This is a genomic window from Microcoleus sp. B13-B6, from assembly GCF_036705405.1.
In the GTDB taxonomy this organism is placed as follows: Bacteria; Cyanobacteriota; Cyanobacteriia; order Cyanobacteriales; family Microcoleaceae; genus Microcoleus.
In genome coordinates, this window is the sequence record NZ_JAUBUJ010000057.1 from 21805 (window position 1) to 31597 (window position 9793).

At 42.9% G+C, this 9793-nt stretch carries 11 protein-coding genes; 9 read left to right on the plus strand and 2 right to left on the minus strand.

All coding sequences use genetic code 11. The features are described 5' to 3' along the window. Nucleotide 1: 1 nt before the first annotated feature. From QUB35_RS23165 to QUB35_RS23185, 6 genes are all read left to right on the plus strand, one after another. Complete coding sequence (locus QUB35_RS23165; RefSeq protein ID WP_333144043.1) at nt 2-322, plus strand: nucleoside triphosphate pyrophosphohydrolase; 321 nt, start codon at nt 2-4, stop codon at nt 320-322. Between the two features lie 67 nt (nt 323-389). Then, nucleotides 390-860 (plus strand): DNA phosphorothioation-associated protein 4, encoded by a 471-nt coding sequence (locus tag QUB35_RS23170; RefSeq protein WP_333105229.1) that lies wholly within the window; start codon nt 390-392, stop codon nt 858-860. Between the two features lie 10 nt (nt 861-870). Beyond that, nucleotides 871-1917: an endonuclease/exonuclease/phosphatase family protein gene (locus QUB35_RS23175; RefSeq protein ID WP_333144044.1), complete on the plus strand. Its 1047-nt coding sequence runs from the start codon at nt 871-873 to the stop codon at nt 1915-1917. Between the two features lie 324 nt (nt 1918-2241). Then, nucleotides 2242-2397 (plus strand): DUF6888 family protein, encoded by a 156-nt coding sequence (locus QUB35_RS39240; protein WP_445252063.1) that lies wholly within the window; start codon nt 2242-2244, stop codon nt 2395-2397. Then, complete coding sequence (locus QUB35_RS23180; protein WP_333300814.1) at nt 2384-2599, plus strand: DUF6887 family protein; 216 nt, start codon at nt 2384-2386, stop codon at nt 2597-2599. Before QUB35_RS39240 ends, QUB35_RS23180 begins: the two co-directional genes overlap by 14 nt. Nucleotides 2600-2627: 28 nt before the next feature. Continuing rightward, the gene (locus QUB35_RS23185; RefSeq protein WP_333144046.1) at nt 2628-2894 is read left to right on the plus strand and encodes a hypothetical protein; all 267 of its coding nucleotides are present in this window, start codon (nt 2628-2630) and stop codon (nt 2892-2894) included. 37 nt (nt 2895-2931) lie between these two features. Here the strand turns inward: QUB35_RS23185 and QUB35_RS23190 are convergent, their stop codons facing one another. Further along, entirely contained in the window at nt 2932-4524 is a 1593-nt protein-coding gene (locus QUB35_RS23190) for a DGQHR domain-containing protein (protein ID WP_333144047.1), read from the minus strand. 490 nt (nt 4525-5014) lie between these two features. Between QUB35_RS23190 and dndB the strand changes: the two genes are divergently transcribed. Beyond that, entirely contained in the window at nt 5015-6151 is a 1137-nt protein-coding gene (dndB, locus tag QUB35_RS23195) for a DNA sulfur modification protein DndB (protein WP_333144048.1), read from the plus strand. Between the two features lie 8 nt (nt 6152-6159). Here dndB and QUB35_RS23200 read toward each other — a convergent pair whose 3' ends face one another. Then, complete coding sequence (locus tag QUB35_RS23200; RefSeq protein WP_333144049.1) at nt 6160-6837, minus strand: hypothetical protein; 678 nt, start codon at nt 6835-6837, stop codon at nt 6160-6162. 153 nt (nt 6838-6990) lie between these two features. Between QUB35_RS23200 and QUB35_RS23205 the strand changes: the two genes are divergently transcribed. Together QUB35_RS23205 and dndC are read left to right on the plus strand one after the other, a co-directional pair. Then, the gene (locus tag QUB35_RS23205) at nt 6991-7959 is read left to right on the plus strand and encodes an HNH endonuclease (RefSeq protein ID WP_333144050.1); all 969 of its coding nucleotides are present in this window, start codon (nt 6991-6993) and stop codon (nt 7957-7959) included. A gap of 22 nt (nt 7960-7981) precedes the next feature. Continuing rightward, complete coding sequence (gene dndC, locus QUB35_RS23210; protein ID WP_333144051.1) at nt 7982-9700, plus strand: DNA phosphorothioation system sulfurtransferase DndC; 1719 nt, start codon at nt 7982-7984, stop codon at nt 9698-9700. Nucleotides 9701-9793: the final 93 nt, after the last annotated feature.

Sequence of the window (9793 nt, forward strand, 5' to 3'; positions counted from 1 at the left end):
CGTGGAAAAACAGTATCATAAGTTGGTGCGCGATCGCATTCCTGAAATTATTCGCCAAAGCGGGAATGAATGCGAGTTTGTAATTTTGTCCGACGCAGAATACCGTCAAGCTTTGCTGCAGAAATTGATTGAAGAAGCGGGGGAAGCGGCGGAGGCTGATGAGGAAAATTTGGTGGCGGAATTGGCGGATTTGTATGAGGTGATAGATGCGGTGATGGCGAGTTTTGGCATTTCGGGCGATCGACTTTTGGCGGAACAAATGAAGCGGCGCGAAGCAAGAGGAGGTTTTGCACAAAAAATTATGTTGTTGCGGACATGGTGAAGTGCGCCTGTGCGGACTGTTGGATATTTGCGAGATTTATAATAGTTAGAAACTAGATATTATGGCAATGGCTGCTAACAAAATTAGAATTGCTAAAGATAAAGCCGAGTTAGTCAAATCATTAACTTTATCGGATAACCACACTGGCCCTTTCCAGACTTACGCCGATGTCATCGCCTTCGCCGCATCCTTGGGAAAACAGCGGAAAAAACGATCGCCTTTGGGGGAAATTTCTAAACGAGAACCGGGTGCGATCGATGTTGATATTTTTGTATCCAGGGGTTACGATATGGCGATTAAATTAATTGCGATCGCCGAAACCAAAAATCCTCAAATTCTCTCCCATCTCGACGAACAATTGGAAGCAGAACGCTTGCAAATTTTTGAAGAATATGCTAATGGGGGACTGGAAATTTTGCGCGAAGAGTTGCGAGGTGCGGCGGATTATACCGATCGCCTGTTGTTAGTTTTGATTTCTGAAAGAGACAACCAACATCGGTCAAATGAAGAATTCGATTTAAGCAAGTTCTTATTTTAATAGGTTCCCAATGAAGTATGTACTAGCAGAGATCGTAAAGAAAGGACTCAAGGAATTTGCAAAAATTTTCGCTTACAGCTACTCAGGATTCATTATCTGCTATTTCATTCTCAAATTAATTTTTTGGGAGCGACTGTGGATTATTGCCTTAATTAGCACTTTTAGCCCCTTAATCTTATTCCCAACTTTCTTGCTTCCCATCATCGGAGTGTCAATTATCAAAAAAAGATGGTTCACTATTATTTCGGCGATCGCCTGCATTCTCCTAATAAGTTGGCTGCACATTAAATACTTTTCTCCCACACCAATAAACATCACAAATTCGCAGCCCAGCATCAAAATTTTATCCCATAACGTCCGTTGGTATAAAACTCAGTCGCCAAGTTTACTTAAACTGATTCAGAAGCAAAAACCCGATATTATATTTTTACAAGAAATCGTTAGTAAACATACCGAAAGAGCTTTCACCTGGTTAAAAGCAGACTACCCGTATCAAATTGGCACTCCCCCTGTAGGAATTCTCAGTAAATATCCGATTGTATCCAGCGAAATACTGCACTTAGCCGGCCATCGAGAAACGCAGCAACGGGCAATTATTAAATTTAACGAACAAGAAGTAGTGATTTACAATATGCAAGCTACCGGGCCGTGGTTTAAGAGATATAGAATCGGGCGTTTTCTCCAAATTCCAGTTTACACATATGGCAAACGAGCGCCTGAAATTCAAGACTTAGTGCAGCGAGTTGAGCGAGAAACTCTGCCAGTAATCGTCGCGGGCGATTTTAATATGACAGATGAAACTCAAGACTATGACAGCGTGCAGAAAGTCTTGCAAGATGCTTTCCGAAAATCGGGATTTGGGTTTGGTTTTACCTGGCCTCACGGTTGGGAACTTAAGTTCTTGGTAAAAAGGTCGAATTGGAGATTAAATTATCCCGTTTGCCGGATTGATTATATTTGGTATTCAAAGCAGTGGGGTGCTAAATCGAGTTCGGTTTTGGAGGCAACCGAGTCCGATCATTTGCCTGTAGCAGCCGAACTTATTTTGTTGAAATAAAGCGGTATAATGTATATAAATTGAGAGGTAAACTTGGGTACAGTATCTAGCGGTAGTAGTGTTTTATAGACAAAAGTTGCTAAAAGTGATAATATAAATATACAACTTTCCTTGAGCTATATGTTAAAATAAGTATTAGGTTGAGTGATTGAGAAATGCCTACGGCTGCCCAGCTAGAGAGTTTATATCGCATCAGTTATCAACTGACATACACGATGCTTCAGCCTATATAGCAATCCTAAATCATTTGTAAAAATATGTAGGGGTAGTGCTACCCCTACTCCCCGTGCCTACCCCCTATCTATCGGGGCAACCACGGGGGGATTGCCCCTCCAAGAATTACACGAATCATTTAGGATTGCTATACATCTGATTTGTGTTGACGATCGCACTCGTAACGTATACATATTGGCTGGGTACGATGAAGAGCTTGAGTTCCAAATTTTACCCAATGGGGAGTTTGCTGATGAGCCAAGTTAACTATAACGCTATGTCGAATACTGAATTGAAACAGTATTTTCTTAAACATCGTGGAAATCGAGCCGCTTTTCAGGCGTACTTAGACAGAATCAATCAGCATCCGCTGAGGATTATTGCAAGTCCCGGCGATCCAGATTTTGATGAGAAAGTTCAAGCCGCAATTCGCCGCAAGTTAGAAGCGACAAGAAATCGCAATAGTTAGCAATCTAATAAAATTGATAGGCACACCCATGCAAATTAACCTCACCATTACCGATCGCCTAGAACAGCAACTTCTTGAGAAAGCTAGCCAACTCAACCTGCCCATTGAAACCCTGATTTTAGAATCGCTGCGCCAACTGTTTCAAGAAGACGAAGAAGAGCTATCTAAAGAAGATATCCTCAACAGTCTTCGGATTGCGCTTCAGGAAGTAGAAGACGGTAAAGTAGCCTTACCCTCAAAAGATTCGGCGGTTGAAACCGCTTCTACACGAACGAAGTCCGCCTTCGCGGACTAAAGAATAAACGAGTTGTAAACTCGGATATAATAAAAACTTAGCTAAGCACTGGTGGCAATCCTACCTCTTGCGGCTGCACAAACCTGCCGTTAAAACTAATAGCTTTATCCTCAAAAGTCCTCGCTTCCGCTACCGCTTGCCGCAAATGAGCTCGCTCCATATCGTCCTGAATTCCCCCCACCAAATATACAATTAACTTCGTCGCTAAATCCTTTCCAGAAACTAGCATTCGCTTTTTGTTCGGATCGTACAAAATCCCGTACCACGCAGACTCAGGATTGTCCATGTGGCTAAATCCTTCATCGACATCGAATCTGCGGAGTTTGTCGAAAATAGATTTCAGGGAAAGTTTCTTTCTAAATACTAGAATTCCCAAAGCATTAGCTAAAGCAATTTGACCGACTGGACGGAACAAAATATTTCCCTCGCCCCCTGGCTTTTCAAAACTAAATCGGCGCAATTCTGCCGTTTCTTCGCCGCTTTCAATTCTTTGATAGCTGGGTAAAGTTGCTAAATGATCGAACAATTTTTTAAACTCTTCAATTCCCTCTTTTAGTTCTTCATCTTCGGGACGCATGGGAATTAAACCTTTTCGTTCCGGCTTCCAATGAGGAAATTTGTATTCTAAATACCGTTCGGACATATCTTGCAGCGCTTGCAATGTGGTTAAGACAGTTGATTTTGCTGCGACTGTGGCGCTGTCCCAATTGACGCGGGGGTTTCTGTCATCTTGTTCTTTTAATAAGGGATGGGTGACGGCAATTTTTCGGGCGGCGATCGCAAATCCGTTATCCTCGTTCAATAATGCTAGCTGTCCCTGACTCAGCGTTACGGCCATTAGGTTAACGTGCACAAAGATCGATCGCACGCGCCGTTGTGCTTGCTGTCGCGTTTCCCCCGCTACCGCCGCCGGAATAAACTCTATTCCGATTTTTTCGTGAGCTAATTTATACACTGTTTCGGGGTCGATTTGATACTCTTCTGCTAAATCTTCCAGAGTAATTGCAGCGCCGACTGGTTTTTTATTTTTGTTGTATCTTTGCAGGATTCCGGTTTTAATTAAACTCATTAAACCTTGAACTCCCATCAGCCGATGCTGGCCGTCTAAGGCAAAAATTGAGACTTTTTGAGAGACATTCAAAAGCCCTAAGTTCTCGTTTTTATCAAAGGATGTAAATTCAGTCGCGGATTTAGTTGCTACGCCATTCTTATCCCATTCCTCGGCTAGAGGATTGTCTACCCACGGGGGACTGACGACTACTAAAACTGCGGGGAATTTGTGCGATTTTCGGGCTGCTAAATATTGAGTGAGGGTGGCTTGGCGCGACCAATCTAAGGGACGCTGGATAATTTCGTCAATGGTTTCGTCGTCGCGGACGATGTTGTTAGTTTGGAGGTCGAATTTTTGGCGGAAAAGCGGCATTTGCGAGGCGAAACGGACGCGAGAGTCTAACCATTCTAGGGTGACTGAACCGATGTATGCTTCGCTGTTTCCCATCTGGGTTTTTTGGACGAAAATGCGATCGTCCTTTCCTAAATAATTATCTAATAAAAGTGCGATTTCCTGTCTGTCGCTATTTTCTTTTTCTAAAATTTTTATAGCGAGGTCATCCGCTGGGTGGGTAGTCATTGGCGGTTTTTATATAATTAGGCTATTTTTTCAAAAATATCATGGGTTAAATTCTATGTCAACTCTTGTTTTTAAAAAATTATTGTGAAATACTTAAACTACTAATTAAGTTCCACTTCGTATATCATTGAATGTTTCATTTGTCAATAGCTTAGGGGCGATCGGGCTTGATGCAGATGCGTCTGGGTCTCACGCGCCACCATCGGGGCCCGCCAGGGGTTGAAAACCCGCCACCATCCGGGCCCGACAGGGGTCTCACGCGCCACCATCGGGGCCCGCCAGGGGTTGAAACCCCTGTCTCATAGCGAAAGTCCTCTGAAGAGGACTGAATATGGATCAATTTCGAGGTTTATGTTTAGTCGGTTTTAACCGACTTTCGCTATGAGACGGGGGTTTCAACCCCCGGCGGAATATCGGGGAAGCGAGTGAATTGACGATGGCACTTGCCCCTGATTTCTTCATACTTCGCACCTGCAACCAACAAAAAAATATGTCTACTCCTTCTTTTGAATACATTTTGCCGGTAATTCGGGGCATTCAAGCGGGCCGCGAATATTACGTGTCGATGTGTCCGGTGCGTTTTTTGCCGAAATTGTTTCCCTTTGAATCTGAAGATTTGCCGCCGTCTCTGCGGGCGAAACGCGCGCTTAACAAAGCTAGGATTCCCGAAATTGCTGAGTATTTTGTTAAGAATCCTACAAATTATACTTGTGGGGCAATTGCTGCTTCGATTGATGCGGATATTACTTTTGAAGCAGTGGGAAATGAGGCCGAAGAACGGAAAATTGGTCGCTTGCGAGTGCCGATGGATGCTAAGTTTACTATTAATGACGGACAGCATCGCCGGGCGGCTTTTGAGATGGCTTTGAGGGAAAATCCGCAGTTGGGATATGAGACGGTGGCGCTGATTTTGTTTCTCGATATTGGATTGGAAAAATCGCAGCAGATGTTTGCTGATTTGAACGGTTTTCAAGTTCCTTTGGAGGCGTCACTCAGTCTACTTTACAACCACCGGGACGATCGCGCTTTTGTGGTGAAGGCTGTTGTTAAGCAGGTTGAGGTTTTCCGGTGTTTGACTGAGATGGAGAAGGGGAGTTTGAACGGGCGATCGCACAAATTGTTTACGCTGAGTGCGATCGATCGTGCTATCATGGCTTTGCTGTCTAATATTCACGGCAGCGAACAGGCAAAACCCTCTGGTTCTCGCACCAAAAAAGAACAGAAAGAGGAAGAACTTGCTCAAAAAATACAACTGGCGGTTAGTTATTGGAATGCGGTTTGCAGTTTTATTCCAGATTGGCAATTAGTTCTGCACAAGCAAGTTGCGGCGGGGGAAATGCGCCGGGATTGTGTACACTGTCAGAGTGTTGTGCTTGAGAGTTTGGGGGAAGTTGGGGCGGCTTTGCTGTCGGTTTTTCCTGAGAGTTGGGAGGAACGTTTGAGCCTTTTGCAGCAGGTTGATTGGTCGATTTCTAATCCTGATTGGGAGAATGGGATTTTGTTGAAAGGGGGGATTTCTAAGTCGAGGGCGAGTGTTAGTTGGATGACTGATTATTTGAAAAAGCGGTTGGGTTTGGAAACCGCAGGTGTACCACAGGCGGGACGCCCGTGCCACACTAAAAACTAGCTGTGAGTTTAATTAAAATAGCGTCGAAACGGTTCTGCAAGAATGCCCAAAATTTGGTCTAGCTGAGTAATAAAATATTCAGTCAAATCAATTTTTAACAACTGATTTTCTAGAATTAGGAATTTCCAGTTTGTACCAGTTGAAACTGCCCCATAAATTGCGGATTGTTCTTGCCCTTTGCGGGCATTAAATATTTGAGCTGCTGCCATCTGAGCCGCACACTGTCCCAATCCTATTCTAATATCGTTGTCTTTTGCTTCCACTAATGTCAAGACTGGGGCAGTCACCAATGATTGATTGCTCGATGCGCTGAGGAGAAAGTCACAAGCCCCGGTTAATCCTTTGCTCTCTTCTACGTTAAATGTGTTGCCGGAAAAGTAGCCAATTTTGTTATTAAAAGTGCGCCGGATTTCGAGTAGAATGGGAGTGATGATTAATTCCGAGCGAGCTTTTTCCGTGCTGATACTTGAGGCTAAGTCTAAAGCTTCGTCAAGAGTTTGTTTGAGGCGTTCTGAAGGTGTGAGGGGGGTAATTGGGCTGAATAAGTGGGGAATGTCTTCAACGGTTAGATCCAGGGTTGAGACGGCTTGGTCGATGGTTTTGAAGTCGCTGTAGGACATATTTAGTTTGCGGATGGGATGGATTTGAGAACCGCAGATGCACGCGGACAGTGATATAATTATCACCTGTCTAGGCTATAAAATCACTTTTTAATCGGTTGACACTGCTTAAATTGTCTAGTTTCTGCATTATGGTTTTGCCTTGGGGCGCTTAACCCTCTGTTGACAATAGTGTAAAATTTCAGGTCGAATTGTATTTAATCCTAGCGGGAGGAGAAAATGACTACAGGAGAAAAGTCCGAAAATAAGAATTTAGCGTATTATCGACAACGTTTTGCCGCTCTTAATGTCAGTAATACACGCCAACGTGGTCAAGCTAATCATAAGCCAATATTACTATTATCAATCATCGATCTAATTGCTCAAGGAATAATTAGGGAGAATCGAATTTATGTTTCAGACGACTTAATTAAAACCTTTAATAAATATTGGGATATCTTAGGTTCTGAATCTCACAATCGTGGTTTGCACTATCCATTTTGGCATTTGGAAGGCGATGGTTTCTGGCATAAAACATTAAAGTCTGGATTTAATGGTTCAAAGCCTAAGACCACTAACAAGCTAAGAGAAGCTGTAGAATACGGTAGTTGGGATAATGAATTATTCAATTTACTTCAAGACCAAAATTCGAGATCGGAATTAATAGATACACTGATTGCGACATGGTTTTCATTAAATAGGGACGATATTGGAGATATTTTGCAAGTTAATCAAGACTTTGAGAAAGTTACTCAGACAGAAAGAGAACTATCAGACTCAGCAGGAATTGCTGACGGAGAACCAAAATTTTATTTAACAAAATCTGCTGTTAGAAATGCTTTTTTCAGGAAAGCAGTAGTACATACATATGATTACAAGTGTGCATTTTGTCGATTAAAAGTCATCAGGAATCTCACTCAAACTATTGTAGATGGTTCACATATTAAGCCGTTTTCAAAGTTTTATGATAATCAAATTAATAATGGGATATCATTGTGTAAAAATCATCATTGGGCTTTTGACCAGGGTTGGTTTGCTATAGATGATAATTACAGAATTATCGTCGCTGATGACTTAGAAGAGGAATCCCCCAATGCCAGATGTATGAAAGATTTTCATAGTGAAACTATTCTCCTGCCGGCTTCCGACCAAGATTTACCAAGACTTGAATCGCTAGAATGGCATCGGCTGAATGTATTTAGAGCTTAATTAAGTAACTGAGGTTGAAGACATGACAGAAACAATGCAAATACCGCTTTTTCCACCCCGTAGTGTTAGTGAGTTAGTGGAAGAGATCGAAAAAATAAGTAAAGAAATTAAAGAGTTATATTGCTTAGATGATATACCTTGGGTTTTAGGATATTCCGGCGGAAAAGACAGCACTAGCGTAGTGCAGCTTATCTGGTATGCGATAGCAGAATTGCCACCTGAAAAAAGAACAAAAAAAATCTATGTAATCACAACAGATACACTTGTAGAAAACCCGATAGTTTCTACTTGGGTACGTCAGTCATTAAAACAGATGAAGTCTGCTGCTATAGAGCAACAGCTACCAATAGAACCTTATATGCTTTATCCAGATGTCAAAGATACTTTCTGGGTAAACTTGATGGGAAAAGGCTACCCCGCACCGAGACATGGATTTCGCTGGTGTACTGAACGCCTGAAAATCCTTCCTTCTAATCGGTTTGTTCGTGATATGGTGAGAATCAATGGAGAAGTAATTCTTATATTGGGTACTCGCAAAGCTGAAAGTATTAAACGCGCGGTTTCAATGGAGAAACATGAAATAGGTCGCATGAGTGACCGTCTAAATAATAATTCTAGTTCCATTAAATCTCTGCTTTATCAGAGTCCTAGTCTGCCTAATTCCCTAATTTATAGTCCGATAGAAGATTGGCGAACTGATGAAGTGTGGATTTATCTGAATCAGTGGCCTAATCCTTGGGAAAATAGCAACAAAGATTTATTTACCATGTATCGAGGTGCAACAGCAGACAATGAATGTCCTTTAGTTGTCGATACTTCTACCCCTAGCTGCGGCAGTTCTCGCTTTGGGTGCTGGGTATGTACAATGGTAAGCCAAGATAAATCTATGGAGGCAATGATTCAAAATGATGAGGAAAAAGAATGGATGCAGCCTCTTCTCGATATTCGTAACGAATTAGATATAAAAGACGATCGCCCAAAAAGAGACTTCCGCCGCATTTACGGTAGAGTAGAACTGTTTGAACGCAACATGGGCGACGATACAACATCCGTCGAACCCATCCCAGGGCCCTACACCAAATTCTGGCGAGAACACTGGCTGAGACGAGTCTTGGAAGCACAAACCCAAATCCGCAAAACCGCACCCCTAGAAATGCGCGACATCACCTTAATTACCCCAGAAGAACTTAGCGAAATCCGTCGCATTTGGCTGGAAGAAAAGCACGAATTCGACGACTCTTTACCCCGGATTTACGAAGAAGTCACGGGCGAACCTTTTGAAGATTCCCGTCCCGCCGCCGAAAGAAAACTCCTCGGTAGCGATGAATGGACTGCGATCGAAGAGATTTGCAGCGAGGACAAAATGCACCTTGAATTGATGGCAAAACTCCTTGATACAGAACGCCAATACTACACCAAGCCCCGCCGTACAGGCATTTACGCCGATTTGGACAAATGCTTTGAAACCAGTTCGCGATCGAAGGAAGAAGCAATTGGCAACGCGCACTATCAACGCAATTTAAAAAAAGCGGTGGAAGATATTAAAGCAAATCCGACGGAAAAAATTCAGCAATTCAAAGATGCGATCGCCCAAACCAACAGTTCCGCCAAAAATGATACCGTTGATATTGCCAAACTTAAAGAAGAACTCGAAAGCAATAGCAATCAAAGCAGACAGCTATCTTGGGCGGATATTAAATTTTCACAGCCCAATTCAGGAGAGGAAAATAGCAAAGATTAGGTCAATAATGTCGATCGGGCGATCGGGCTTTGGGGCGATCGGGCTTTGGGGCGATCGGGCTTTGGGGCGATCGGGCTTTGGGGCGATCGGGCT

Excerpts from the sequence above, each read along its gene's own strand:
- QUB35_RS23170 (WP_333105229.1), top strand. The coding sequence starts at position 390 with ATGGCTGCTAACAAAATTAGAATTGCTAAAGATAAAGCCGAGTTAGTC.
- QUB35_RS23175 (WP_333144044.1), top strand. The coding sequence starts at position 871 with ATGAAGTATGTACTAGCAGAGATCGTAAAGAAAGGACTCAAGGAATTT.
- QUB35_RS23180 (WP_333300814.1), top strand. The coding sequence starts at position 2,384 with ATGAGCCAAGTTAACTATAACGCTATGTCGAATACTGAATTGAAACAG.
- QUB35_RS23185 (WP_333144046.1), top strand. The coding sequence starts at position 2,628 with ATGCAAATTAACCTCACCATTACCGATCGCCTAGAACAGCAACTTCTT.
- QUB35_RS23190 (WP_333144047.1), bottom strand. The coding sequence starts at position 4,524 with ATGACTACCCACCCAGCGGATGACCTCGCTATAAAAATTTTAGAAAAA.
- dndB (WP_333144048.1), top strand. The coding sequence starts at position 5,015 with ATGTCTACTCCTTCTTTTGAATACATTTTGCCGGTAATTCGGGGCATT.
- QUB35_RS23205 (WP_333144050.1), top strand. The coding sequence starts at position 6,991 with ATGACTACAGGAGAAAAGTCCGAAAATAAGAATTTAGCGTATTATCGA.
- dndC (WP_333144051.1), top strand. The coding sequence starts at position 7,982 with ATGACAGAAACAATGCAAATACCGCTTTTTCCACCCCGTAGTGTTAGT.